22 protein-coding genes are annotated in these 25,248 nt (G+C 59.7%); 15 read left to right on the top strand and 7 right to left on the bottom strand.

Annotated features, from left to right (window positions below; translation table 11 throughout):
- The first annotated feature begins 116 nt into the window (after positions 1 to 116).
- The 3 genes from FW764_RS15130 (at position 117) to FW764_RS15120 (ending at position 2,080) form a co-directional block, all read left to right on the top strand.
- Entirely contained in the window at positions 117 to 734 is a 618-nt protein-coding gene (locus tag FW764_RS15130) for a glutathione S-transferase N-terminal domain-containing protein (protein WP_446434599.1), read from the top strand.
- 17 nt (positions 735 to 751) lie between these two features.
- Positions 752 to 1,171 carry a ClpXP protease specificity-enhancing factor gene (locus tag FW764_RS15125; protein WP_446434598.1) on the top strand — a complete coding sequence of 140 codons (420 nt, stop codon included), beginning with the start codon at positions 752 to 754 and terminating at the stop codon, positions 1,169 to 1,171.
- A 159-nt stretch (positions 1,172 to 1,330) separates the two neighbouring features.
- Entirely contained in the window at positions 1,331 to 2,080 is a 750-nt protein-coding gene (locus FW764_RS15120; protein WP_446434597.1) for a FadR/GntR family transcriptional regulator, read from the top strand.
- 119 nt (positions 2,081 to 2,199) lie between these two features.
- On the opposite strand, the gene FW764_RS15115 is transcribed toward FW764_RS15120, so the two are convergent.
- Complete coding sequence (locus tag FW764_RS15115; protein WP_446434596.1) at positions 2,200 to 3,357, bottom strand: phospholipase; 1,158 nt, start codon at positions 3,355 to 3,357, stop codon at positions 2,200 to 2,202.
- A 236-nt stretch (positions 3,358 to 3,593) separates the two neighbouring features.
- Here FW764_RS15115 and kdgD point away from each other — a divergent pair, with 236 nt between their 5' ends.
- The 5 genes from kdgD (at position 3,594) to FW764_RS15090 (ending at position 10,126) form a co-directional block, all read left to right on the top strand.
- On the top strand, positions 3,594 to 4,505 hold the full coding sequence (gene kdgD / locus FW764_RS15110; RefSeq protein WP_446434595.1) for a 5-dehydro-4-deoxyglucarate dehydratase: 912 nt from the start codon (positions 3,594 to 3,596) through the stop codon (positions 4,503 to 4,505).
- Positions 4,506 to 4,559: 54 nt separating this feature from the next.
- Positions 4,560 to 6,005, top strand: coding sequence for an aldehyde dehydrogenase family protein (locus tag FW764_RS15105; protein WP_446434594.1), 1,446 nt, complete (start codon positions 4,560 to 4,562; stop codon positions 6,003 to 6,005).
- Between the two features lie 85 nt (positions 6,006 to 6,090).
- Complete coding sequence (locus FW764_RS15100; protein WP_446434593.1) at positions 6,091 to 7,455, top strand: MFS transporter; 1,365 nt, start codon at positions 6,091 to 6,093, stop codon at positions 7,453 to 7,455.
- Between the two features lie 13 nt (positions 7,456 to 7,468).
- Positions 7,469 to 9,022 carry a galactarate dehydratase gene (gene garD, locus FW764_RS15095; RefSeq protein WP_446434592.1) on the top strand — a complete coding sequence of 518 codons (1,554 nt, stop codon included), beginning with the start codon at positions 7,469 to 7,471 and terminating at the stop codon, positions 9,020 to 9,022.
- Between the two features lie 162 nt (positions 9,023 to 9,184).
- Positions 9,185 to 10,126, top strand: a complete 942-nt coding sequence (locus FW764_RS15090; protein ID WP_446434591.1) for an AEC family transporter — start codon at positions 9,185 to 9,187, stop codon at positions 10,124 to 10,126.
- Here the strand turns inward: FW764_RS15090 and FW764_RS15085 are convergent.
- The 6 genes from FW764_RS15085 to gatC form a co-directional block, all read right to left on the bottom strand.
- Positions 10,123 to 10,503, bottom strand: a complete 381-nt coding sequence (locus FW764_RS15085; protein WP_446434590.1) for a carboxymuconolactone decarboxylase family protein — start codon at positions 10,501 to 10,503, stop codon at positions 10,123 to 10,125. The genes FW764_RS15090 and FW764_RS15085 overlap by 4 nt on opposite strands.
- Positions 10,500 to 11,546, bottom strand: coding sequence for a calcium/sodium antiporter (locus FW764_RS15080; RefSeq protein WP_446434745.1), 1,047 nt, complete (start codon positions 11,544 to 11,546; stop codon positions 10,500 to 10,502). The genes FW764_RS15085 and FW764_RS15080 overlap by 4 nt, the downstream gene beginning before the upstream one ends.
- Positions 11,547 to 11,606: 60 nt before the next feature.
- Positions 11,607 to 11,978, bottom strand: a complete 372-nt coding sequence (locus FW764_RS15075) for a septal ring lytic transglycosylase RlpA family protein (RefSeq protein ID WP_407021772.1) — start codon at positions 11,976 to 11,978, stop codon at positions 11,607 to 11,609.
- Positions 11,979 to 12,069: 91 nt separating this feature from the next.
- Positions 12,070 to 13,515, bottom strand: coding sequence for an Asp-tRNA(Asn)/Glu-tRNA(Gln) amidotransferase subunit GatB (gatB, locus tag FW764_RS15070; protein ID WP_446434589.1), 1,446 nt, complete (start codon positions 13,513 to 13,515; stop codon positions 12,070 to 12,072).
- 10 nt (positions 13,516 to 13,525) lie between these two features.
- Positions 13,526 to 14,977 carry an Asp-tRNA(Asn)/Glu-tRNA(Gln) amidotransferase subunit GatA gene (gene gatA, locus FW764_RS15065; protein ID WP_446434588.1) on the bottom strand — a complete coding sequence of 484 codons (1,452 nt, stop codon included), beginning with the start codon at positions 14,975 to 14,977 and terminating at the stop codon, positions 13,526 to 13,528.
- 16 nt (positions 14,978 to 14,993) lie between these two features.
- The gene (gatC, locus tag FW764_RS15060; protein ID WP_003171764.1) at positions 14,994 to 15,281 is read right to left on the bottom strand and encodes an Asp-tRNA(Asn)/Glu-tRNA(Gln) amidotransferase subunit GatC; all 288 of its coding nucleotides are present in this window, start codon (positions 15,279 to 15,281) and stop codon (positions 14,994 to 14,996) included.
- Between the two features lie 210 nt (positions 15,282 to 15,491).
- Between gatC and mreB the strand changes: the two genes are divergently transcribed.
- The 7 genes from mreB (at position 15,492) to FW764_RS15025 (ending at position 25,243) form a co-directional block, all read left to right on the top strand.
- Entirely contained in the window at positions 15,492 to 16,529 is a 1,038-nt protein-coding gene (gene mreB / locus FW764_RS15055; protein ID WP_002555108.1) for a rod shape-determining protein MreB, read from the top strand.
- Between the two features lie 187 nt (positions 16,530 to 16,716).
- Positions 16,717 to 17,787, top strand: coding sequence for a rod shape-determining protein MreC (gene mreC / locus FW764_RS15050; RefSeq protein ID WP_446434744.1), 1,071 nt, complete (start codon positions 16,717 to 16,719; stop codon positions 17,785 to 17,787).
- Positions 17,787 to 18,278 carry a rod shape-determining protein MreD gene (mreD, locus tag FW764_RS15045; RefSeq protein WP_083360143.1) on the top strand — a complete coding sequence of 164 codons (492 nt, stop codon included), beginning with the start codon at positions 17,787 to 17,789 and terminating at the stop codon, positions 18,276 to 18,278. Before mreC ends, mreD begins: the two co-directional genes overlap by 1 nt.
- Positions 18,279 to 18,329: 51 nt before the next feature.
- On the top strand, positions 18,330 to 18,926 hold the full coding sequence (locus FW764_RS15040) for a Maf family protein (RefSeq protein ID WP_446434587.1): 597 nt from the start codon (positions 18,330 to 18,332) through the stop codon (positions 18,924 to 18,926).
- 70 nt (positions 18,927 to 18,996) lie between these two features.
- Positions 18,997 to 20,454: a ribonuclease G gene (rng, locus tag FW764_RS15035; RefSeq protein WP_446434586.1), complete on the top strand. Its 1,458-nt coding sequence runs from the start codon at positions 18,997 to 18,999 to the stop codon at positions 20,452 to 20,454.
- A gap of 76 nt (positions 20,455 to 20,530) precedes the next feature.
- Positions 20,531 to 24,346, top strand: a complete 3,816-nt coding sequence (locus FW764_RS15030) for a YhdP family protein (RefSeq protein WP_446434585.1) — start codon at positions 20,531 to 20,533, stop codon at positions 24,344 to 24,346.
- Between the two features lie 48 nt (positions 24,347 to 24,394).
- On the top strand, positions 24,395 to 25,243 hold the full coding sequence (locus FW764_RS15025; protein ID WP_446434584.1) for a carbon-nitrogen hydrolase family protein: 849 nt from the start codon (positions 24,395 to 24,397) through the stop codon (positions 25,241 to 25,243).
- The last annotated feature ends 5 nt before the right edge of the window (positions 25,244 to 25,248 follow it).

Raw genomic sequence — 25,248 nt, 5'->3', positions numbered from 1 at the left:
GCGCCCAGCGGCACCTCTACACGTAGCGGTCTGGTTGAATCAGGCACTACAGAGATGCTCTCTGGGCGCGCTCGTTTTTGAGCTTTCGATAATTTCAACAAGCGAGGAGGACCGCCATGGGCGTGACCAACCGGTTGGCCTGTTACTCCGACCCCGCCGACCACTATTCCCACCGAGTACGCATCGTGCTCGCAGAGAAGGGTGTCAGCGCCGAGATCATCAGTGTGGAGGTGGGACGTCATCCGCCGAAGCTGATCGAAGTGAACCCTTACGGCAGCTTGCCCACCCTGGTCGATCGTGACCTGGCGTTGTGGGAGTCAACCGTGGTGATGGAATACCTGGATGAGCGTTACCCGCATCCACCTTTGCTGCCGGTGTATCCGGTGGCGCGTGCCAACAGCCGCCTGCTGATCCATCGGATCCAGCGTGACTGGTGCGGGCTGGTGGATTCGATTCTGGATTCACGCACAAAAGAAGCCGTTCGGGTGCAGGCACGCAAGGAATTGCGTGAGAGCCTGACCGGTGTTTCGCCGCTGTTCGCCGACAAACCTTTTTTCCTCAGCGAGGAACAAAGCTTGGTGGATTGCTGCCTATTACCCATACTTTGGCGCTTGCCGATCCTGGGCATTGAATTGCCGCGGCCGGCCAAGCCGCTGCTTGATTACATGGAGCGCCAGTTTGCGCGTGAGGCTTTCCAGACGAGTCTGTCTGGTGTCGAACGCGATATGCGCTAAGGCTTAAGGAGCCGCTGATGAACTCCAGTCGACCCTACTTGGTCCGCGCGCTCTATGAGTGGATTGTGGACAACGATTGCACCCCGCACATGCTGGTCAACTCTGAATTCCCCAAGGTTGACGTACCGCAGGGCTTTGCCAGTGATGGGCAGATTGTGTTGAACGTATCACCCAGCGCCGTGCGTCACTTGCACATGGACAATGAAGCTGTCAGCTTCGAAGGGCGTTTTGGCGGCGTGCCGCATACACTGTTCGTGCCTATTGGTGCCATCCTCGGGATCTATGCCCGGGAAAATGGCCAGGGCATGGTGTTCGATCTGGAGTCGCCTTTCGAGGACGACGAAGTGATCGAAAACGAAGGCGGCGATGACCTGCCACCACCGGATTCAGAGCCTCCGCGCCCAAGTGGCCGGCCGAGCCTGAAAGTGGTGAAGTAAGCGGCTTTTACCCTCGGGTGAGCCTGAAAAATGCCTCGACATCTGTCGGGGCATTTTTTTGCGCGAAGGATGTGGATGAAAGTCGCGACCGGACGGTGATCGTACAACCACCATGGGCTATGATGCGGGCTCAAGTTCGCCGAGAAAGATGGATTCATCATGGAAAATGCCAACACCGCCCCTCGTCTTCCCCGCAAGCGCCGCAGCCTTGCCCAGGAATTGGTCACGGTGTTGTCCGAACAGATTCGCGACGGCCAACTCAAACGTGGTGATAAGTTGCCTACTGAATCCGCAATCATGGAAGCCCATGGGGTCAGCCGCACCGTGGTGCGTGAAGCCATCTCGCGTTTGCAGGCGGCGGGGCAAGTGGAAACCCGCCACGGTATCGGCACCTTTGTATTGGACACGCCAAGCCCCAGCGGCTTCCGGATTGATCCGGCCACGGTGGTGACGCTACGTGATGTGCTGGCGATTCTGGAGCTGCGTATCAGCTTGGAAGTGGAATCCGCCGGCCTCGCCGCGCTACGTCGCAGCGACGAGCAACTAGCAGCCATGCGTGCGGCCCTCGACGCCTTGAATGAAAGCGCAGCCCACGCCGGCGATGCTGTCGCGTCAGACTTCGCGTTCCACTTGGAAATTGCGCTGTCCACCGGCAACCGCTACTTCACCGACATCATGACCCATCTGGGCACCAGCATTATTCCGCGTACTCGCTTGAATTCGGCACGCCTGGCCCACGATGACCAGCAGCACTACATGGGCCGCCTGAGCCGCGAACATGAAGAGATTTATGAGGCGATTGCCCGCCAGGATTCGGACGCGGCGCGCGCGGCCATGCGCTTGCATCTGACTAACAGCCGCGAACGGCTGCGCCATGCCCATGAAGAGGCACAAGCGCAGCGCGTTTAGACGGCAGACGACCGAGTTGTACCGGGGGGGCTTGCTCGCGAATGCGGTGTGTCAGTCCGCTTTTGCGAGCAAGCCCGCTACCGAATTTTGGTCTCCAGTGTCTGGGGTGGCGTGTTTACTTAGCTGGCCGGTTGGTTGGGCTTGTAGTCCTTGAGCAGCAGGTACGTACTCCACCCCCACCAATCATTGGTCCAGTGCTTGTCGTTCAGGTCATTCACGTCCTTGCGGCGCAGCACCTTTTCTCCCTCCATCTTGAACAGCGGCGAGAAGTTATTCGCCGGGTTCTGCGCCGCGTTCAAATCCGGCACATACAGCGGCGCCTTGAAGTTGGCCGGGGAGGGCGTGACGCCGCTGATAAAGGTCTCGAAGATCTCATCCGCCGACGCCTGCACCGCACGTTTGACCATCGCCCGATTGTCCGCGTCGATAGCATCGAAGTAGCGTTTATCCCCATAGGCATGCCATTGATCACCCTTGGCGTTGCGCACCTTGAGCCCAAATTTGCTGTCTTCATCGTGCATGAAGCGGCTGATCAGCGAGCCCAACTCCCCAGGCGTCACCACGGCCGCCAATTGTTTACGCGGCACGCGCAGGTGGCCGGCGGAAAATAGGTCGGTCAGAAAGTGATCAGCAAAGCTGTTCATGGCGTAGGCCAATTCCAGTGCCAGGTCGGTGCCGGTTTGATGCGCCACCACGGCCTGCTGCAGCGCCGCCGTATGGCCAGCCAGATAGGCTGACAGCGCCCACTCGCCAAAGTGGTCAGCGTTGTCAGCTGCCAATTTCAGGTAACGCCCCAGCGGAATCAAGGCCGACACCGCACTGCCACCGCCGGTGATGCGGTTCCATTCCTCGGACAACGTATCACCCAGCGCGTCATAGGCTTCATGGGGTTGTTTGCCATCCTTGATCGCCTGCTTGACCGCGTTGATCTCCTTTTGCATCACCGCGAGGATTTTTCCAGCCTCTTCCCGCGAGGCAGGCAGCACGGCCAACGAGTTGAATGCAGCCCTAAAGCGTTGCACACGCTCGGCGGGGGAGGCGCCATCGCTGATGGGTTGGCCGGGAATGCCATAGAAGTCGCCGCCCAGGGCGATCACCTGGCCGTAGTTCAGTGCCAGCCCGTTGGGCAGGTGCAGCTCGACTTGGTGGGCTGGAATCGCCGGAGCGTCCTTGACGAAACGCAGCAGGGTTTCATCGCCGATAGCGGTGTGTTCGCCGCCTTCGAAGCGCAGGGTCGGTGGGTTTTTTTCGGGTGCTGCTAGTTCAAGACCTGACATGTTAGCTCCTTGCTATGTCGTAGGAATCTTCCTTGATTGCTGTATGTATATACAGCTGTGTCGAGCATATCGGAAAAATTTCCTACGTCAAGAAGCCACATCTAAACGCTCGGCCGCAGGTGAAGCTCGATGAATTGCAGTTGACGAATCTTTTTATAGTTGTACGATGACGTACGACATCACCAAAACCAACAACAACCTTTTGACAGACAATCTTCGCCCAGGGTGTTCGAATAATGAATCCACAAGAACTGAAGTCCATCCTCTCCCACGGTCTGCTGTCTTTCCCCGTGACCGATTTCAATGCGCAGGGTGACTTCCACCAAGCCGGCTACATCAAGCGCCTGGAATGGCTGGCCCCTTACGGCGCCACGGCCTTGTTCGCCGCCGGCGGCACCGGTGAGTTTTTCTCCCTGGCCGCCAGCGAATATTCCCAAGTGGTCAAGACCGCTGTTGATACCTGCGCCACCAGCGTTCCGATTCTCGCCGGTGTCGGTGGTTCGACGCGACAGGCTATCGAGTACGCCCAGGAAGCCGAGCGCCTGGGCGCCAAGGGCTTGTTGCTGCTCCCGCATTACCTGACCGAAGCCAGCCAGGACGGGGTCGCTGCTCATGTGGAAGCGGTGTGCAAGTCAGTGAAGATCGGCGTGGTGGTTTACAACCGCAACGTCTGCCGTCTGACCGCGCCCTTGTTGGAACGCCTGGCTGAGCGCTGCCCGAACCTGATCGGTTATAAAGACGGCCTGGGTGACATCGAGTTGATGGTTTCGATCCGCCGTCGTCTGGGCGACCGTTTCAGCTACCTCGGTGGCCTGCCGACTGCAGAGGTTTACGCCGCTGCCTACAAGGCCCTGGGCGTGCCGGTGTACTCCTCGGCGGTGTTCAACTTCATTCCGAAAACCGCGATGGACTTCTACCACGCGATTGCCAAGGACGATCACGCTACCGTCGGCAAGATCATCGACAACTTCTTCCTGCCTTATCTCGATATCCGCAACCGTAAAGCCGGGTATGCCGTGAGCATCGTCAAGGCTGGTGCAAAAATCGCCGGCTATGACGCAGGCCCGGTGCGCACGCCGCTGACCGACCTGCTGCCGGAAGAATACGAAGTCCTGGCCGCGCTGATCGACAAGCAAGGTCCGCAGTAACTTATCAACAAGGCCGCTGAGCGATCAGCGGCCTTTTGCGTCAGGAGAATATGTGTGTCCCAAGCCAAACGTTTTGAGAACTACATCAACGGCGAGTGGGTGGCCGGTACCGACTACTGCAACAACATCAACCCTTCGGAGTTGTCCGATCTCATTGGCGAATACGCCAAGGCTGACGTAGCCCAAGTCAACGCCGCCATCGATGCAGCCCGCGCCGCGTTCCCGTCTTGGTCGACGTCCGGCATCCAGGCTCGTCACGATGCCTTGGATAAAGTGGGCAGCGAAATCCTCGCCCGCCGCGAAGAGCTCGGCACGCTGTTGGCGCGCGAAGAGGGCAAGACCCTGCCCGAAGCCATCGGCGAAGTGACCCGCGCCGGTAACATCTTCAAGTTCTTCGCTGGTGAATGCCTGCGCCTGTCCGGTGACTACGTGCCGTCGGTGCGCCCGGGCGTCAACGTTGAAGTCACCCGCGAAGCCCTGGGTGTTGTCGGCTTGATCACCCCGTGGAATTTCCCGATCGCAATCCCCGCCTGGAAAATCGCCCCGGCCCTGGCCTACGGCAACTGCGTGGTGATCAAACCGGCCGAATTAGTCCCAGGTTGCGCCTGGGCCCTGGCCGAAATCATCTCCCGCGCCGGCTTCCCTGTCGGTGTGTTCAACCTGGTGATGGGCAGCGGTCGTGTGGTCGGCGACGTGCTGGTCAACAGCCCGAACGTCGACGGCATCAGCTTTACCGGTTCGGTCGGCGTGGGACGTCAGATCGCCGTCAGCTGTGTGGCGCGCCAGGCCAAAGTGCAGTTGGAAATGGGGGGTAAGAACCCGCAGATCATCCTCGACGACGCCGACCTCAAGCAGGCTGTCGAGCTGTCGGTACAGAGCGCGTTCTACTCCACTGGCCAGCGTTGCACTGCGTCCAGCCGCTTGATCGTCACGGCCGGTATTCACGACCAGTTCGTCGCGGCGATGGCCGAGCGTATGAAGTCGATCAAAGTCGGTCACGCGCTGAAAAGCGGCACCGACATCGGCCCGGTGGTTTCCCAGGCCCAGTTGGACCAGGACTTGAAGTACATCGACATCGGCCGAGGCGAAGGTGCGCGGTTGGTCAGCGGTGGCGGCTTGGTCACCTGCGACACCGAAGGCTACTACCTGGCGCCAACGCTGTTTGCCGACAGCGAAGCCGCCATGCGTATCAGCCGTGAAGAAATCTTCGGCCCGGTGGCCAACGTGGTGCGCGTGGCGGATTACGAGGCGGCGCTGGCCATGGCCAACGACACCGAGTTCGGCCTGTCGGCGGGCATTGCCACCACCTCGCTGAAGTACGCCAACCACTTCAAGCGCCACTCCCAAGCCGGGATGGTGATGGTCAACCTGCCGACCGCCGGTGTGGACTACCACGTGCCGTTCGGTGGCCGTAAGGGCTCGTCCTATGGTTCGCGCGAGCAGGGGCGCTACGCGCAAGAGTTCTACACCGTGGTGAAAACCAGCTACATCGGTTCGTAACGCCAGCACTGTGGTGGGTCGGTGCCCGCCACAGGCTTACAAATTGATTACCCGCAAAAAAAATAATTAGTGGGAGTACATCTTCATGCAAGCGACCAAGCCGACTCACGTCCGCTATTTGATCCTGCTTATGCTGTTTCTGGTGACCACGATCAACTACGCCGACCGGGCTACCATCGCCATTGCCGGCTCCAGCCTGCAAAAAGACCTCGGTATCAGCGCGGTCACCCTCGGTTACATCTTTTCCGCATTCGGTTGGGCCTATGTGGCCGGGCAAATCCCCGGTGGTTGGCTGCTGGATCGGTTCGGCTCGAAAAGAGTTTATGCCCTGAGCATCTTCACTTGGTCGCTGTTCACCGTGCTGCAAGGCTATGTCGGTGAGTTCGGCGTCTCCACCGCCATCGTTGCGCTGTTCATGTTGCGATTCCTGGTGGGCTTGGCTGAAGCGCCATCCTTTCCCGGAAATGCCCGCATTGTGGCGGCGTGGTTTCCTACGGCTGAACGCGGCACTGCCTCGGCGATCTTCAACTCGGCACAGTACTTCGCCACGGTTTTGTTTGCGCCGCTGATGGGCTGGATCGTCTACACCTTCGGATGGCAGCACGTATTTGTGGTGATGGGCGGCATCGGTATTGTGTTCTCGCTGATCTGGCTGAAAGTTATCCACAGCCCGCGCCAGCACCCGATGATCAACGAGGCCGAGTTCCAGCACATCGCTGCCAACGGCGCGATGGTCGACATGGACCAGGACAAGGGCAAAGGCAAGAAAACCGACGGCCCGAAATGGGATTACATCCGTCAGTTGCTGACCAACCGCATGATGCTCGGGGTTTACCTGGGCCAGTACTGCATCAACGGCATCACCTATTTCTTCCTGACCTGGTTCCCGGTGTATCTGGTTCAAGAACGCGGCATGACCATCCTTAAGGCAGGCTTTATTGCGTCCTTGCCGGCGATCTGCGGCTTTATCGGTGGCGTGTTGGGCGGGGTTATTTCCGACTACCTGTTGCGCAAAGGCCATTCGCTGACCTTCGCCCGCAAAGCGCCGATAATTGGCGGCTTGCTGATTTCCAGCAGCATCGTCGCGTGCAACTACGTGGACATCGAATGGATGGTGGTGGGCTTCATGGCCCTGGCCTTCTTCGGTAAAGGCGTTGGCGCGCTGGGTTGGGCGGTGGTGTCCGACACCTCGCCGAAACAAATCGCTGGCTTGAGCGGCGGTCTGTTCAATATGTTCGGCAACTTGGCGTCCATCAGCACACCGATCGTGATTGGCTACATCATCAGCACCACCGGTTCCTTCAAATGGGCGCTGGTGTTCGTTGGTGCGAATGCCTTGCTAGCGGTGTTCAGTTACCTGGTGATTGTCGGCCCGATCAAGCGTGTGGTGCTTAAAGAGCCACCGGCCAACGGTCCTGAACTGACTAAACTTTCCCAAGCGCATTCCTGAGGGGGCTCGCGTCATGCAGTTGATTGAACATGCCGATTCGCCACGCTCCATCCGTTTGCACGCGCTGGATAACGTGGTGATTGTGGTCAACGACCAGGGCGTACCGGCGGGGACCGAGTTTCCTGACGGCCTGGTGACGGTGGATTTCATTCCCCAAAGCCACAAGGTGACCCTGGAAGACATCCCCGAAGGTGGCCGGATCATTCGCTATGGGCAGACCATCGGTTATGCCTTGCGCCCGATTCCTCGCGGCAGTTGGGTCCAGGAAGATCAACTGCGCATGCCCACCGCGCCGCCGCTGGACCGCTTGCCGCTGTCCACCGAGGTGCCCGAGGCACAGGCGCCGTTGGAAGGTTTTACCTTCGAGGGTTATCGCAATGCCGACGGCACCGTCGGCACTCGCAACATTCTCGGCATCACCACCACGGTGCAGTGCGTCACGGGCGTGCTGGACCATGCGGTGAAACGCATCAAGGAAGAACTGCTGCCCAAGTACCCGAACGTCGATGACGTGGTGGCACTGACCCACAGCTACGGCTGTGGCGTGGCGATTACCGCTACCGACGCCTACATCCCGATCCGCACCGTGCGTAATCTTGCGCGTAACCCGAACCTGGGCGGTGAAGCCCTGGTGATCAGCCTGGGATGCGAGAAGTTGCAGGCCGGGCAGGTGATGCATGACAACGACAGCTCCGTCGACCTGAGCGAGCCGTGGCTGTATCGGTTGCAGGACTCCAGCCATGGCTTTACCGAAATGATCGAACAGATTATGGAATTGGCCGAAACCCGCCTGAGGAAACTCGACCAACGCCGACGTGAAACGGTGCCGGCGTCGGAGCTGATCCTGGGCATGCAATGCGGCGGCAGTGATGCGTTTTCCGGTATCACCGCCAACCCGGCGCTGGGGTATGCCTCGGACCTGTTGTTGCGGGCCGGGGCAACGGTGATGTTTTCCGAAGTGACCGAAGTGCGTGATGCGATCTACCTGCTGACTTCTCGCGCCGAGAGCAAAGAAGTTGCCCAAGCGCTTGTAAGCGAGATGGATTGGTACGACCGTTACCTGGCCAAAGGCGAGGCAGACCGGAGTGCCAACACCACACCGGGTAACAAGAAGGGCGGCTTGTCGAACATTGTCGAGAAGTCCTTGGGCTCCATCGTCAAATCCGGCAGCAGCGCGATCAATGGCGTGCTCGGCCCGGGCGAGCGTTTCAAGCGCAAAGGCCTGATCTTTTGTGCGACGCCGGCCAGTGACTTTGTCTGCGGTACGTTGCAACTGGCGGCCGGGATGAACCTGCATGTGTTCACCACTGGGCGTGGCACGCCGTATGGGCTGGCGATGGCGCCGGTAGTGAAGGTCTCGACGCGTACGGAATTGGCGCAGCGCTGGCCGGACCTGATCGATATCGATGCAGGACGCATCGCCACCGGGCGCGCGAGCATTGAGGAGTTGGGCTGGGAGTTGTTCCACTTCTACCTGGATGTGGCCAGCGGCAAGAAGCAGACATGGGCGCAGCGGCATAAGCTGCATAACGACATCACGCTGTTCAACCCGGCGCCTATCACCTGAGACTGAGTCGCCCGTATTCGCGAGCAAGCCCGCTTCCACATTTGACTGTGTTCACAAATCAAAAAGTGGGAGGGGGGCTCCCGAAGGCGGCCTACCAGACGCCATGGGGCCGCATGGCTTATCATTAGCCACCTGACGACACCCACCAAGGTTCTCCCCGGCATGCTGGCTATCTTCCTCACCACCCTCACCATCACCGCGCCGGTGTTTGCCATGCTGTTCCTGGGTGTGCTGCTCAAGCGCATCAACTGGATCAACGACAACTTTATCCACACCGCTTCGTCCCTGGTGTTTAACGTCACCATGCCGGCGCTGCTGTTTCTGGGCATTCTGCATGCCGACCTGCACTCGGCGCTCAAGCCGGCGTTGCTGATCTATTTTGCCGTCGCAACGCTGCTCAGCTTTGCCCTGGCCTGGGGTTGGGCGCTCTATCGTTGCCCGCGTGAAGACCGCGGTATCTACACCCAGGGCGCGTTTCGCGGCAACAACGGCGTGATCGGACTGGCGCTGGCGGCCAGCATGTACGGCGACTACGGCATCTCCCTCGGCGCGATCCTCGCCGCGCTGGTGATCCTGTTCTACAACACGCTCTCGACCATCGTGCTGGCGGTGTACAGCCCGGTGATCAAGTCCGACCCGTGGAGCATCTTCAAAAGTGTGGCGGCCAACCCGTTGATCATCAGCGTGATCGTGGCGGCGCCCTTCGCGTATTTCCAGATTGGCCTGCCCGGCTGGCTGGAATCCTGCGGGCAGTACCTGGCGGACATGACCTTGCCATTGGCGTTGATCTGTATCGGCGGCACGTTGTCGTTGGCGGCACTGCGCAAAAGCGGGGACATGGCCCTGAGTGCCAGCCTCATGAAGATGATCTGGCTGCCAGTGCTCGCCACCCTGGGTGCGTGGCTGCTGGGGTTTCGTGGGCCGGAGTTGGGGATTCTGTTCCTGTACTTCGGCGCACCCACGGCGGCCGCCAGTTTTGTGATGGCGCGGGCGGCGGAGGGCAATCATGAGCTGGCGGCCGCGATTATCGTGATCACCACCTTGATGGCGGCGGTGACCACGAATATCGGGATCTTTCTGTTGCAGGCAGGCGGCTGGATTTAAACGTCTTTCTGGTAACTGTCGATCACTTCCTGAGCCGCACGGAACGCATCAATCGCTGCTGGTACACCGGCGTACACCGCGCAATGCAGTAGCGCCTCGCGAATCTCTTCCACGGTGCAGCCGTTGTTCAGCGCGCCGCGTACGTGGCCCTTGAGTTCCTGCGGGCACTTGAGGGCGGTCAAGGCGGCGAGGGTGATCAGGCTGCGGGTTTTCAGCGGCAAACCTTCACGGTTCCACACGCTGCCCCAGGCATGCTCATTGACGAAGTCCTGCAGCGGCTGGCTGAACTCGGTGGCATTGCCCAGCGCCCGATCGACAAACACATCCCCCATGACCTGACGACGCATTTCAACCCCGGGCTTTTTCTGATCGTTCATTGCGATTCCCTCTTGTGTTGGCGGCGCCAGGCTTGCAGCGAGGTGAACAACAGGAACGCCACCAGCGCTGGCAGTACGTAATACAGCATCAATTGCTCAAGCTTGGTGGCCAGCGGCATGCCGAAAGTGAACGACACCACATGCAGCCCATACGCGAGGTACAAGCCCAGAAACACCAGGCCTTCGGCACGGGTGACCCGGTAGCCGGTGTAAAACACCGGCAGGCACAACACAATGACGCCGAGCATCACCGGCAGGTCGAAGTCCAAGGCGTTCGGCGACACCGACAGTGGCGAGGGCGCCACCAGGGCGGTAAACCCCAGTACCCCGAGCAGGTTGAACAGGCTGCTGCCGATTACATTACCCACGGCAATTTCGCGTTCGCCGCGCAGGGCGGCAATCAGCGAGGTGGCCAGGCACGGCAGCGAAGTGCCGACGCCGATCAGCGTCAAACCGACGATACGCTCCGACAATCCCAAATCGCTCGCTACATCCACCGCTGCGGCCAACAGCAAATGCCCGGCTAGCACCAGAATCAACAGCCCGCCCAGCATCAGCAGCACGCTGCTCAGCCAGGGCGCCCTGGCCACGGTGTCCAGTGTGCGCGGGCGGCGGGAATGGCGGGTCTGGTAGTGCAAGACGCCGAGGTAGACCACCAGCGCTGCGAGCAGCAGCAGGCCGTCAGCGGGCGTCAGGTGTTCATTGGCTGACAGGGTAAACACCAGCAGGGCGGCGAAGATCATCACCGGGATATCCAGGCGCACCAATTGCCGCGACACCCGCAGTGGAATGATCAGCGCGGACAGGCCCAAGGTCACGAGGATGTTGAAAATGCTGCTGCCAATCACGCTGCCCACGGCGATATCGGTATTGCCGGCCAAGGTGGCCTGTAGGCTGACGGTCATCTGCGGCGCACTGCTGCCGAAGGCAACGATGCTCAAGCCGATGATCAGTGGCCGCACCTTGAGGCTGGCCGCCAGACGCACGGCGGCGCGCACGAGGATTTCGGCGCCGATGATCAGCAGCAGCAAGCCGCTGACCAATTCGAGCAGGCTGAAAGGCGAGAGGGCGGTTAATGCGGAAATGGCCAAAGCTCCCTTAGATTAGTTGCTCATGGCTTGCACGCGAACCCGTGCAGTGCCGCTGCCCAGCATATCGAGTTGTTCGCCAGCTTTGCGTGAAACGTCGATCAGGCGCCCACGGGTATGCGGGCCGCGGTCATTGATGCGTAGCACCACGGATCTGTTGTTGTCGAGGTTAGTCACCTTGACTTGGGTGCCGAAGGGCAGGCGCCGATGGGCGGCCGTCAAAGCGTTCTGGTTGAAAGGTTCACCGCTGGCGGTTCGCTTGCCATGGTGCTTGGCGCCGTAATAGGAGGCGGTGCCGGTTTCGTCGTAGCCGTTGGGGTCGATGAGGCCGCTGGCGCAACCAGCCAACAGGGAGAACAGGGCCAGGAGGCCGAGTAGACGCTTCATTTTCAGGAAATCCCCAATTAAATGTGGGAGCTGGCTCCCACAAGGGGGGCCGAGTGGTGCATGAAAGCCCACCCGGACCATCTCACCGCTATCAGCCTTCGAGCTTGCTTTTCAGCAGTTCGTTCACCTGTTGCGGGTTGGCCTTGCCTTTGGAGGCTTTCATTGCCTGGCCGACAAAGAAGCCAAACATCTTGCCGCGCTTGGCTTCGTCTGCCGCACGGTATTGCTCGACCTGTTCGGCATTGGCCGCCAGCATCTCATCGAGTACGGCCGAAATGGCGCCGCTGTCGGTGACTTGCTTGAGGCCGCGCTTCTCGATGATGTCATCGGCATTGCCTTCACCGCTGGCCATTGCTTCAAACACTGTCTTGGCGATTTTGCCGGAGATGGTGTTGTCCTTGATGCGCAGCAGCATGCCGCCCAGCTGCTCGGCGGTCACCGGCGCTTCGTCGATTTCCAGGCCCTGTTTGTTCAACAGGCTACCCAGCTCAACCATCACCCAGTTCGCCGCCAATTTGGCGTCGCCGGCAATGCTCACGACTTTTTCAAAGTAGTTGGCTTGTTCGCGGCTGGACGCCAACACGCTGGCATCGTAGATCGACAGGCCGAACTGCGCTTGGAAGCGCTCGCGTTTTTGCTGCGGCAACTCCGGCAGGGTGGCGCGGATGTCATTGAGGAACGAGTCCTCAAGCACCACCGGCAACAGATCCGGGTCGGGGAAGTAACGGTAGTCGTTGGCTTCCTCTTTGCTGCGCATGGCGCGGGTTTCGTCCTTGTTCGGGTCGTACAGGCGGGTTTGCTGGATCACCTTGCCGCCGTCTTCGATCAGCTCGATCTGGCGTCGCACTTCGCTGTTTATCGCCTTCTCGATGAAGCGGAACGAGTTGACGTTCTTGATTTCGCAGCGAGTGCCGAATTCGACCTGGCCCTTTGGACGGATCGACACGTTGCAGTCGCAACGCAGCGAACCTTCGGCCATGTTGCCGTCGCAGATGCCGAGGTAACGCACCAGTGCGTGGATCGTCTTGACGTAGGCCACGGCTTCCTTGGCGCTGCGCATATCCGGCTCGGAGACGATCTCCAGCAACGGCGTGCCAGCACGGTTCAGGTCGATACCGGTGGCGCCCGGGAACTCTTCGTGCAGGCTCTTGCCGGCATCTTCTTCCAAGTGCGCGCGGGTGACGCCAACACGCTTGATGGTGCCGTCTTCCAGTGGGATGTCCAGGTAGCCTTTGCCAACGATCGGCAATTCCATCTGGCTGATTTGGTAGCCCTTGGGCAGGTCCGGGTAGAAGTAGTTCTTGCGCGCGAACACGTTGTGCTGGCCGATCTCGGCGTCAATCGCCAGGCCGAACATCACCGCCATGCGCACCGCCTCCTGGTTCAGCACCGGCAGTACGCCGGGCATGCCCAGGTCTACCAGGCTGGCCTGGGTGTTGGGCTCTGCGCCGAACGTGGTGGCGCTACCGGAGAAAATCTTCGATTGGGTGGCGAGCTGGGTATGAATCTCCAGCCCGATCACGACTTCCCATTGCATAGTGTTCTCCTCAGAAGCCGGTAGGGGTGCGAGTGTGCCAGTCAGTGTTCAACTGGTACTGGTGCGCCACATTGAGCAAGCGGCCTTCCTGGAAATACGGGGCGAGCAATTGCACGCCGACCGGCAGGCCATCGACGAAACCGGCTGGCATGGACAAGCCCGGTAAGCCCGCGAGGTTGGCGGTGATGGTGTACAGGTCTTCCAGGTACTCGGCGATCGGATCGCCGGTCTTGGCGCCGATCTTCCAGGCCGGGTTCGGCGTGGTTGGGCCGAGGATCACATCGACTTCTTCAAACGCAGCCATGAAGTCGTTTTTGATCAGGCGACGGATTTTTTGCGCCTTGAGGTAGTACGCGTCGTAGTAGCCGGCCGAGAGGGCGTAGGCACCGACCATGATCCGGCGTTGTACTTCGGCACCGAAACCCTCGCCTCGGGAGCGTTTGTACAGGTCGGTGAGGTCTTTCGGGTTTTCGCAGCGATAACCGAAGCGCACGCCATCAAAGCGCGACAGGTTGGAAGAGGCTTCTGCCGGTGCGATTACGTAGTACGCAGGAATCGCGTGCTGGTTGTTCGGCAGGCTGATTTCCTTGATCACGGCGCCGAGCTTTTCCAGCTCTTTGACGCAGTTGTGCACCAATTCGGCGATACGCGGGTCGAGACCGGCGCTGAAATACTCTGTTGGCACGCCGATGCGCAGGCCTTTGATCGACGTATTCAGGCTAGCGCTGTAGTCCGGCACAGGCTCATCAATGCTGGTGGAGTCCTGTTTATCGAACCCGGCCATACCTTGTAACAATATTGCGCAGTCTTCAGCGGTGCGCGCCAGAGGGCCGCCCTGATCCAGGCTGGACGCATAGGCGATCATGCCCCAGCGCGAAACACGACCGTAGGTCGGCTTCAGGCCGGTGAGGTTGGTGAAGGCAGCGGGCTGGCGGATGGAGCCGCCAGTGTCGGTTGCAGTAGCAGCCGGCAGGAAGCGCGCGGCAACGGCGGCGGCCGAGCCCCCCGACGAACCGCCGGGTACGTGTTCCAGGTTCCACGGGTTTTTCACTGCGCCGTAGTAGCTCGACTCGTTGGCCGAACCCATGGCGAACTCGTCCATGTTGGTCTTGCCCAAGGTCACGGCCCCGGCGGCAGCCAGCTTGGATACCACGGTGGCGTCGTAGGGCGCTTTAAAGTTGTCGAGCATCTTCGAGCCGCAGCTGGTGCGAATGCCCTGGGTGCAGAACAGGTCTTTGTGGGCGATCGGTGCGCCCAGCAATGCGCCATTCTCACCGTTGGCGCGACGTACATCGGCGGCCTTGGCCTGGCTCAGGGCCAGTTCTTTGGTGAGGCTGATGAAGCTGTTGACCTTGGGATCGTGCTCGGCGATGCGCGCGAGCAGGTTCTGGGTCAGCTCTTCGGAAGAAAACTTTTTGTCGGCGAGACCGCGGGCGATCTCGGCCAGAGTCATGTGATGCATTGCAGGCTCTTTCCCTTTAGTCGATGACTTTCGGAACCAGGTACAGGCCGTTTTCGACCGCTGGCGCGATGGACTGGTAAGCCTCGCGATTATTACGCTCGGTCACAACGTCTGCGCGCAGACGCTGGCTGGCTTCCAGGGGGTGAGCCAGCGGCTCGATACCGTCGGTATTCACGGCTTGCATTTGGTCAACCAGCCCGAGAATGCTGTTCAGGGCTGCGGTGGTCTGTGGAAGATCGGCTTCATTCAGGCCAAGCGAGGCCAGATGAGCGATTTTTTCCACGTCGGAGCGTTCAAGCGCCATGGGATTCTCCAGTGGAAAACAGAACGGAGGGCGTCCGTGTGTTAGATTGTCGGAACACTACCGCATTTCTACGGTCATATGGCCGCGATTGTGGGGGTTGGTGCACAGAAAGTCGGCCAATTTAGCACATTGGCGCCTTGCCCAAAATCCCTGTCGTTGTTAGAGTTTGCCGCACTTTTTTACCCACGCGTTGCCTAGGGTCCTTTCCCCATGTTCAAGAAACTGCGTGGCATGTTTTCCAGCGATCTTTCCATTGACCTGGGCACTGCCAACACCCTTATTTACGTGCGCGAGCGCGGTATCGTTCTGAATGAGCCATCGGTTGTGGCCATTCGGACCCATGGTAATCAGAAAAGTGTCGTTGCCGTTGGCACCGAGGCCAAGCGCATGCTCGGCCGAACACCAGGCAATATCGCTGCCATTCGTCCGATGAAAGACGGCGTGATCGCCGACTTCAGTGTCTGCGAGAAGATGCTGCAGTACTTCATCAACAAGGTTCACGAAAACAGTTTCCTGCAGCCCAGTCCTCGTGTGCTGATCTGTGTTCCGTGCAAATCCACCCAGGTTGAGCGTCGTGCCATCCGTGAATCGGCCCTTGGCGCTGGTGCCCGTGAAGTGTTCCTGATCGAAGAGCCAATGGCTGCTGCGATCGGTGCCGGTCTGCCGGTTGAGGAAGCGCGCGGTTCGATGGTGGTGGATATCGGTGGTGGTACCACTGAAATCGCCCTGATTTCCCTGAACGGTGTGGTGTATGCCGAATCCGTGCGCGTAGGTGGCGACCGCTTCGACGAAGCGATCATCACTTATGTGCGTCGTAACTACGGCAGCCTGATCGGCGAATCCACCGCCGAACGCATCAAGCAGGAAATCGGCACCGCTTACCCGGGCGGCGAAGTTCGCGAAGTTGATGTTCGCGGTCGCAATCTGGCCGAAGGTGTTCCACGTGCCTTCACCCTGAATTCCAATGAAGTGCTGGAAGCTCTGCAAGAGTCCCTGGCCACCATCGTTCAGGCCGTGAAGAGTGCCCTGGAGCAATCGCCTCCGGAACTGGCTTCCGATATCGCCGAGCGTGGCCTGGTGCTGACCGGCGGTGGCGCTTTGCTGCGCGACCTCGACAAGCTGCTGGCCCAAGAAACCGGCCTGCCGGTGATCGTCGCCGAAGACCCGCTGACCTGCGTCGCCCGCGGCGGTGGCCGCGCACTGGAAATGATGGATAAACACACCATGGACCTGCTCTCCAGCGAATAAGATCGCTTGAGTGGTTCATGCTTCGCCCGCAGGCAGCACTTTGCAGTGCTGCCTGTTGGCGTTTATCTTCTTCAATCTGCATCCAGGCCGGTTTGATGCCGTATGAATAAAGAGAACATTTGCCTGGGAGGAGCGGCTTATTAAACCGCTTTTCGCCAAAGGCCCCTCATTGGGCGTGCGCTTATTGGTGCTGGTCGTGCTTTCGGTCGCGCTAATGGTGGTCGATGCCCGCTTTGCACTGCTCAAGCCTGTGCGTAGCCAGATGTCGCTGGTGTTGATGCAGACTTACTGGATCACCGACCTGCCGCAACGTCTCTACCAGGGCGTGGCCAGCCAATTCGGCAGCCGCACTGAACTGGTCGCCGAGAACGAAAAACTCAAGACTGAAAACCTGCTGTTGCAGGGGCGCATGCAAAAGCTGGCGGCCCTCACCGAGCAGAACGTTCGGCTGCGTGAGTTGCTCAATTCCTCCGCACTGGTCAACGAAAAGGTCGAAGTGGCCGAGTTGATCGGCATGGACCCTAACCCATTTACCCACCGCATCATCATCAACAAAGGTGAGCGCGACGGTGTGGTCCTCGGTCAGCCGGTGCTTGATGCCCGTGGCCTGATGGGCCAAGTTGTCGAGTTGATGCCCTACACCTCGCGTGTATTGTTGTTGACGGACACGACTCACAGCATCCCCGTGCAGGTGAACCGCAACGGCTTGCGCGCCATTGCCAGCGGCACCGGTAATCCGGAGCGTCTGGAGTTGCGTCATGTGGCGGACACTGCCGACATCAAGGAAGGCGACCTGCTGGTCAGCTCCGGCTTGGGCCAGCGCTTCCCGGCGGGTTACCCGGTGGCGACGGTCAAGGAAGTGATCCACGATTCCGGCCAGCCCTTTGCCATTGTGCGTGCCGTACCGACTGCCGCCTTGAACCGCAGCCGTTACCTGTTGCTGGTGTTCAGCGACAACCGCACGCCGGAAGAGCGCGCCAACGACGCCGCCCAGGCGCAGGAAGCGGAAGACAAACAAAACGGCGCCACGCCGACTATTCCTGCCACGGTGCCAAAACCAGCGTTCGTGGGGCCGCCGGCGCCTACACCAGCCCCGGCAGCGCCCGTGGCGACGCCAGTCAAGCCCGCGGTTCACAGCACGCGCCCAGCTAAACCAGCTGCAGCCAAACCATCGGCGTCGGCGCCAACCGCCGCTAGCCCCGCGGCTAGACCGCGTGCTGCTGTCACCCCGGCAGCCACGCGGCAGAGGGAGGAATAATGGCGGGTACTCATTCTTCGCATAATGGCTGGATAGTCTGGCTGACGTTCGCCATAGGCTTGCTGCTCAGCGTTTCGCCACTTCCGCAATTCATGGAAATCCTGCGTCCTTTATGGCTGGCTTTGCTGCTGGCTTTCTGGTCGTTGACCTTGCCGCACAAAGTCGGGATGGTCACAGCGATGTGCCTGGGCTTGGCGGAAGATGTGCTCTATGGCACCTTGCTGGGCCAGAACGCGCTGATCTTGACCCTGATTACCTTCCTGGTGCTGTCATTACAACAACGGTTGCGCATGTTCCCGATGTGGCAGCAGTGCCTGGTGATCCTGGTGATCTTCGGGCTGGCGCAGTTGGTGCAACTGTGGCTCAGCGCATTGACCGGTAACCGCCAGCCGACTCTGGCGTTGGTGCTGCCGGCACTGGTCAGCGCATTGCTGTGGCCATGGGTCAGTTTTGGTCTGCGTGGGTTACTTCGTCGCTATAAAATCAATTGAATGGATTGCGAGGCTCTGCCTGGTTATCGAGCCCTACAGGGAGAGTCTGGAATGAATTCGCTTTATTTGGCCTCGGGCTCCCCAAGGCGGCGTGAACTGCTGACTCAGATCGGTGTGCCCTTCGCCGTGGTCAGCGCCGCGATTGATGAAACTCCTCTTGCGAACGAACCCGCTGTTGCCTACGTCGAGCGCCTTGCGCGCGGCAAGGCCACGGCGGGTTTTGCTGCGCTTGAAAAAGCGGCGTACGCCTGCGTTTTAGGCGCCGACACGGCTGTGATCGTGGATGATCAGATCCTCGGCAAACCGGTGGATCAAGCGGATGCTTTGGCGATGTTGATGGCCTTGGCAGGGCGTGAGCATGAAGTGCTCACGGCCATTGCGCTCACCGACGGCGAGCGCTGCGAAACCCGATGTGTAAGCAGTCGCGTACGGTTTCGCGGGATTTCTGTCGAGGAGGCTACAACCTACTGGCACAGTGGCGAACCTCAGGACAAAGCCGGCGGCTATGCTATCCAAGGGCTCGGTTCGGTGTTTGTCGCAGGGCTCAATGGCAGTTACTCCGCCGTGGTTGGCCTGCCGGTGTGCGAAACCGCGCAACTGCTCGAGCAATTCGGCATACCCTGTTGGCAAAACCTTACCGCGCGCTGAACGCCTTACTTGCGCGCCAAGCCTTAAGCGATCGGTCACTATTGTGAAAACGCCTGAACGAGACCCAGCCATGAGTGAAGAGATTCTGATCAATATCACGCCGATGGAATCGCGCGTGGCGGTGGTAGAAAACGGCGTTCTGCAAGAAGTGCACGTGGAGCGCACGCAGAAGCGCGGCATTGTCGGCAATATTTATAAAGGCAAAGTTGTGCGCGTGCTGCCGGGGATGCAGGCGGCATTTGTCGATATTGGCCTGGACCGCGCCGCGTTTATCCATGCTTCGGAAATCTCCCTGCGCGAAGGCCCGGCGGTTGAAAGCATCAGCGCGTTGGTGCACGAAGGGCAGAGCCTGGTGGTGCAAGTCACCAAGGACCCCATCGGCTCCAAGGGCGCACGGTTGACGACGCAACTGTCGATCCCTTCGCGTTACCTGGTGTACATGCCGCGTACTGCCCATGTCGGTATTTCCTTGAAGATCGAAGACGAAGCCGAGCGCGAGCGCCTGAAAAAGGTGGTCAGCGACTGCGTGGCTGCCGAGGGCATCAAGGAAGCGGGCGGCTTCATCTTGCGCACCGCCGCAGAAGGTGCCGGCGCGGATGAGATCCTCATGGACATCCGTTACCTGCGGCGCCTGTGGGACCAGATCGGCGCACAGATCAAAACCATCGGTGCGCCCAGCGTGATCTATGAAGACCTGGGCCTGGCCCTGCGTACCCTGCGCGATCTGGTCAGCCCGAAGATTGAGAAAATTCGCATCGACTCGCGAGAAACCTTCCAGCGCACCACGCAGTTTGTCGCCGAACTGATGCCGGAAATCGCTGACCGTCTGGAGCACTATCCTGGCGAACGGCCGATCTTCGACCTGTATGGTGTTGAAGACGAAATCCAGAAAGCCCTGGAGCGCAAAGTGCCGCTTAAGTCCGGCGGCTATCTGGTGGTGGACCCGGCAGAGGCCATGACCACCATCGACGTCAATACCGGCGCATTTGTCGGCCATCGCAACCTTGAAGAGACCATCTTCAAGACAAACCTCGAAGCGGCCACCGCCATTGCCCGCCAGATGCGCCTGCGCAACTTGGGCGGCATCATCATCATCGACTTCATCGACATGGAAGACGGAGAGCATCAACGCCAAGTGCTGCGTACCCTCGAGAAGCAACTGGAGCGTGATCACGCCAAAACCAACATCATCGGAATCACCGAGCTTGGCCTGGTGCAGATGACCCGCAAGCGTACCCGCGAGAGCCTCGAGCAAGTGCTCTGCGAACCCTGCAGCAGTTGCCAGGGGCGCGGTAAATTGAAGACCCCAGAAACGGTTTGCTACGAGATTTTCCGGGAAATCTTACGGGAGGCACGCGCCTATCAAGCCGAAGGTTATAGAGTGCTCGCCAACCAGAAAGTGGTCGATCGGTTGCTGGACGAAGAGTCCGGTAACGTCGCCGAACTGGAGGGTTTTATCGGGCGCACGATTCGCTTCCAGGTCGAAACCATGTATTCCCAGGAACAATACGACGTGGTGCTGCTCTGATCCCCAATTGCTTTCTTTCTTTGAGGCTGACAGACCTTGATCTGCCGTCCGCTAATTGCCTTGAGGGTCGCCTGACATGGAGCGTCTGAAACGCTTTTTTGCCGCTTTGACCCGTTGGGGCCTGGGCTTGTGCGCCTTACTGCTGGTGTTGGCGGCGGTGTACGTGAGCCTGGGTCGAGAATTGACCCCGCTGGTGGCCGAATATCGCGCCGAAGTCGAAGCTAAGGCCCAGGCCGCGGTGGATATGCCTGTGAAAATCGGCAGCCTGGAAGGGCGCTGGAGCGGCTTCGCTCCGGTGTTTCTGGCCCGCGACGTGATGGTCGGCGAGGGCAGTAGTGCCTTGCGCCTGGACCAGGTTGAAGTGGTGCCGGACCTCTGGGCCAGCCTGCGGGCCCGTGAAGTACGCCTTGCCCTCCTGCAAGTCAGCGGCCTGCAATTAAGCGTCAAGGAAGACAAAGATGGGCGCTGGGCGCTGCAAGGCTTACCGGTTCAGGATGACCAGGCGCTGGACCCGGAGCAGTTGCTCAATCGTATACAGGTGGTCAAGCGGGTCTCTTTGCTCGATAGCCAGGTCACGTTGCAGCCCTTTGATCAGGCACCGCTAACCCTGACCTACGTGGGCCTGAGCCTGCACACCGGTGCCACGCGCCAACGCCTCGATGCCCGCCTGACACTGCCGGACGGCCAGCCACTGGCCATGAGCCTGCGCACGCGTATCCGCGCGAGCGAATGGAAAGACGCAAACATCCAGGCTTACCTGAGCCTTCCCCAGAGCGACTGGGCCAAATGGATCCCGACCAAGCTGACCCAGCAATGGAAGCTTTCGCAATTCAAGGCGGGCGGCGAGTTCTGGCTCGAGTGGGCCAAGGGCACCGTGCAGAGCGCCGTGGTTCGCCTCAACTCGCCTCAGGTGACGGGCAGCTACGCTGACCGTAAACCGGTACATATCGAAAACCTCGCCCTCATGGCTTACCTGCAACGCAGTGATACCGGCCTTAGTGTGCTGTTTGATTCGCTGGCGATGAACATCGGAGAGACGCGCTGGGAGTCACGCCTGCAACTGCAGCAGAGCCTGGCCACCGACAAGGATCTTGAAGTCTGGAAACTGCAAGCCGATCGCCTGGACCTGACGCCCATCACGCCATTGCTCAATGCCTTGGCGCCCTTGCCTGAAGGCTTTGCCAAAACCCTCGAACACCTGAAGGCGACTGGCTTGCTACGCAATGTGTTGGTGGATTTCCGTCCCCAGGACACCAGCGACCAAAAGGTCAGCTTTGCCGCCAACCTTGAGCGTATCGGCTTCGATGCTTACTTTGGTGCACCGGCCGCGCGGAACGTGTCCGGCAGCATCAACGGCGACTTGGGCCACGGCGAGTTGCGTATGGACAGCAAGGACTTTTCCCTGCACCTGTTCCCGATCTTCGCCAAACCGTGGCAGTACATCCAGGCCAACGCGCGCCTGACATGGAAGTTGGATAAGGAAGGCTTCACCCTGATCGCGCCGTACATCAAGGTATTGGGTGAAGAGGGTAAAGTCGCTGCGGACTTCTTGATTCGTCTGCATTTTGACCACAGTCAGGAAGACTACATGGACCTGCGGGTTGGCATGGTCGATGGCGATGGCCGCTTCACGCCCAAGTATTTACCGGCGGTGTTGAGCCCCTCCTTGGATGAATGGCTGCGTACGGCGATTCTCAAAGGTGCGGTCGACCAGGGTTTCTTCCAATATCAAGGCTCGCTGAACCACGATGCGCAGCCGGCTGCACGTAATATCAGCTTGTTTTTCAAGGTGCATGACGCCGAGCTGGCGTTCCAGCCAGGCTGGCCGCATGTGAGCAAGGTTAATGGCGAAGTGTTTGTCGAAGAGAGCGGCGTGCGCATCCTGGCGAGCAAGGGCCAGTTGCTCGACACCAAGGTCAAGGACGTCTACGTCAATATTCCTCACGCTCCAGCCGGAAAAGACAGTCATCTACTGATCACCGGTGGGTTCGCGGGCGGCTTGGGCGATGGCTTGAAGATCCTCCAGGAGGCGCCGATAGGCACTGGCTCGACCTTTGCCGGTTGGAAAGGTGAGGGTGACCTGCAGGGCACGCTGGACCTTGATATTCCGTTGGTCAACGGCACCGATCCGAAAATCGTGGTGGATTTCCAAACCGACAAGTCTCGCCTGCAATTGGCCGAGCCGACCCTGGACCTGACTCAGCTCAAAGGCAATTTCCGCTTCGACAGCGACAAAGGCCTGAGTGGGCAGAACATCTCGGCCCAGGCGTTCGACCGTCCGATCACCGCGCAAATCGTTGCCGATGGCAAACCGGGCAAGATCAGCACACGCGTCGCGGTCAAGGGCCAAGTCACGGTCAAACGCCTGACGGATTGGCTGAAAATCACCCAGCCACTGCCGGTGTCAGGCGATATCCCGTACCAATTGCAGCTGAACCTGGACGGTGCGGATAGCCAGCTGATGGTCAACTCCAATATGAAAGGTGTAACGGTCGACCTGCCTGCACCGTTTGGCATGCCCGCAAGCCAAGGCCGTGACAGCGTGTTCCGCATGACCTTGCAGGGCGCCGAGCGTCGTTACTGGTTCGACTACGGCGAGCTGGCGAGCTTTACCTTTGCCTCGCCGCCAGACAAATTCAATGACGGTCGCGGGGAGTTATTTCTGGGTAACGGGGGGGCCGTACTGCCGGCTGCAAAAGGCTTGCGTATCCGCGGTGTGCTGTCGGAGTTGGACATCGACCCTTGGAAAAAGCTGGTGAACCGCTACGCCGGCAATGATCCGGGTGGCAGTGCCAAACAACTGCTCAGTGGCGCTGATTTTAAGGTAGGCAAGCTGATCGGCTTTGGTACCCAGTTTGACCAAGTCAATTTGCAACTCGATCGTAAGCCGGCTGCCTGGGGTTTGCAGCTCGACAGCCAACAGGCCAAGGGCGCTGTGAACCTGCCGGATGCCAAGGGCGCGCCAATTGCGATCAACTTGAAGTACGTGAAATTGCCAGCCATAGACCCCACGGCACAGGCGGATGAGAACGCGCGAGACCCGTTGGCTGATATTGATCCAAAAGACATCCCGGCACTGGATATCGCCATCGATCAACTGTTCCAGGGGCCGGATCTTTTGGGTGCCTGGTCGCTGAAGATCCGGCCAACCGCCAAGGGGCTTGCCTTCAACAACCTGGACCTGGGTCTCAAGGGCATGCAACTCAAAGGTGCTGGTGGCTGGGAAGGGGCGCCAGGCGATAGCAGCAGTTGGTACAAAGGCCGCCTGGATGGCAATAACATTGCTGATGTGCTCAAGGGCTGGGGGTTTGCGCCAACGGTGACCAGCGAGGAATTCCATCTGGACGTGGACGGTCGCTGGCCAGGGTCGCCAGCCTGGGTTGGGCCCAAGCGCTTCTCAGGTAGCCTGAATGCGGCGTTCCGCAAAGGCCAGTTTGTTGAAGTGGAAGGCGGCGCACAAGCTCTGCGAGTATTTGGTTTGCTGAACTTCAACTCTATCGGCCGCCGTTTGCGTCTGGACTTCTCGGACTTGCTCGGCAAAGGTTTGAGTTATGACCGAGTCAAAGGTTTGCTCGCGGCCAGTAATGGTGTGTTTGTGACCCGCGAGCCCATCACAATGACCGGTCCCTCCACTAACCTGGAGCTCAATGGCACCTTGGACCTGGTGGCCGACCGTGTCGATGCCAAACTACTGGTCACCTTGCCGGTGACCAATAACTTGCCGATTGCCGCGTTGATCGTGGGGGCGCCAGCCATTGGTGGTGCGCTGTTCCTGATCGACAAGTTGATCGGCGACCGTGTCTCGCGCTTCGCCAGCGTGCAATACAAGGTGCAAGGTCCATGGAAGGATCCAAAAATCACTTTCGACAAGCCATTTGAAAAACCAAACTGAGAGCCTGTGGAGTAGCATGCCCGCATGCCCTTTACGGAGTGTCGGCCTATGTCCTTTGCGGTAGTTCAAATGGTCAGCCAGCGTGATGTCCTGGCCAACCTGGCCCAGGCCCGGCGCTTGCTCGAGCAAGCGGCGGCGGGCGGCGCGAAGCTTGCAGTGCTGCCGGAAAACTTCGCTGCCATGGGCCGCCGTGACGTAGCCGATATCGGTCGTGCCGAAGCATTGGGCGCAGGCCCGATTCTGCCATGGTTGAAACAGGCCGCCCGCGACCTCACCTTATGGATAGTGGCCGGCACATTGCCGTTGCCGCCCCAAGACCAACCCAGCGCCAAGTCCAACGCCTGCTCGCTGCTGATCGATGATCAGGGCGAAATCGTCGCCCGTTACGACAAATTGCACCTGTTCGATGTCGATGTGGCGGATGCTCGAGGTCGTTATCGCGAATCTGACGACTATGCTTTCGGTAGCAATGTGGTGGTAGCCGACACGCCAGTGGGTCGCTTGGGCTTGACGGTGTGCTACGACCTGCGGTTCCCCGAGCTGTACAGCGAATTGCGTGCGGCGGGGGCTGAATTGATTACCGCGCCCTCAGCCTTCACTGCAGTGACCGGCGCAGCGCATTGGGATGTGCTGATTCGTGCGCGAGCCATTGAAACCCAGTGCTACCTGCTGGCAGCTGCTCAAGGCGGTGTACACCCAGGCCCACGGGAAACCTTTGGCCATGCAGCCATTGTCGACCCTTGGGGCCGCGTGCTGACACAACAGAATCAAGGCGAAGCGGTGCTATTGGCCGAACGCGATAGCAGTGAACAGGCGTCGATACGGGCGCGCATGCCGGTGGTAAACCATCGGCGCTTTTTCTCGCAGGGCGCGCAGCGGCCTGCTTCGGAACGATGAATTTA

Source organism: Pseudomonas sp. 1152_12 (genome assembly GCF_052850675.1).
The sequence above is the reverse complement of the archived record's forward strand: the minus strand, read 5'-3'. Positions and strand labels throughout refer to the sequence as shown.

Excerpts from the sequence above, each read along its gene's own strand:
- FW764_RS15130 (WP_446434599.1), top strand. The coding sequence starts at position 117 with ATGGGCGTGACCAACCGGTTGGCCTGTTACTCCGACCCCGCCGACCAC.
- FW764_RS15125 (WP_446434598.1), top strand. The coding sequence starts at position 752 with ATGAACTCCAGTCGACCCTACTTGGTCCGCGCGCTCTATGAGTGGATT.
- FW764_RS15120 (WP_446434597.1), top strand. The coding sequence starts at position 1,331 with ATGGAAAATGCCAACACCGCCCCTCGTCTTCCCCGCAAGCGCCGCAGC.
- FW764_RS15115 (WP_446434596.1), bottom strand. The coding sequence starts at position 3,357 with ATGTCAGGTCTTGAACTAGCAGCACCCGAAAAAAACCCACCGACCCTG.
- kdgD (WP_446434595.1), top strand. The coding sequence starts at position 3,594 with ATGAATCCACAAGAACTGAAGTCCATCCTCTCCCACGGTCTGCTGTCT.
- FW764_RS15100 (WP_446434593.1), top strand. The coding sequence starts at position 6,091 with ATGCAAGCGACCAAGCCGACTCACGTCCGCTATTTGATCCTGCTTATG.
- garD (WP_446434592.1), top strand. The coding sequence starts at position 7,469 with ATGCAGTTGATTGAACATGCCGATTCGCCACGCTCCATCCGTTTGCAC.
- FW764_RS15090 (WP_446434591.1), top strand. The coding sequence starts at position 9,185 with ATGCTGGCTATCTTCCTCACCACCCTCACCATCACCGCGCCGGTGTTT.
- FW764_RS15085 (WP_446434590.1), bottom strand. The coding sequence starts at position 10,503 with ATGAACGATCAGAAAAAGCCCGGGGTTGAAATGCGTCGTCAGGTCATG.
- FW764_RS15075 (WP_407021772.1), bottom strand. The coding sequence starts at position 11,978 with ATGAAGCGTCTACTCGGCCTCCTGGCCCTGTTCTCCCTGTTGGCTGGT.
- gatB (WP_446434589.1), bottom strand. The coding sequence starts at position 13,515 with ATGCAATGGGAAGTCGTGATCGGGCTGGAGATTCATACCCAGCTCGCC.
- gatA (WP_446434588.1), bottom strand. The coding sequence starts at position 14,977 with ATGCATCACATGACTCTGGCCGAGATCGCCCGCGGTCTCGCCGACAAA.
- gatC (WP_003171764.1), bottom strand. The coding sequence starts at position 15,281 with ATGGCGCTTGAACGCTCCGACGTGGAAAAAATCGCTCATCTGGCCTCG.
- mreB (WP_002555108.1), top strand. The coding sequence starts at position 15,492 with ATGTTCAAGAAACTGCGTGGCATGTTTTCCAGCGATCTTTCCATTGAC.
- mreD (WP_083360143.1), top strand. The coding sequence starts at position 17,787 with ATGGCGGGTACTCATTCTTCGCATAATGGCTGGATAGTCTGGCTGACG.
- FW764_RS15040 (WP_446434587.1), top strand. The coding sequence starts at position 18,330 with ATGAATTCGCTTTATTTGGCCTCGGGCTCCCCAAGGCGGCGTGAACTG.
- rng (WP_446434586.1), top strand. The coding sequence starts at position 18,997 with ATGAGTGAAGAGATTCTGATCAATATCACGCCGATGGAATCGCGCGTG.
- FW764_RS15030 (WP_446434585.1), top strand. The coding sequence starts at position 20,531 with ATGGAGCGTCTGAAACGCTTTTTTGCCGCTTTGACCCGTTGGGGCCTG.
- FW764_RS15025 (WP_446434584.1), top strand. The coding sequence starts at position 24,395 with ATGTCCTTTGCGGTAGTTCAAATGGTCAGCCAGCGTGATGTCCTGGCC.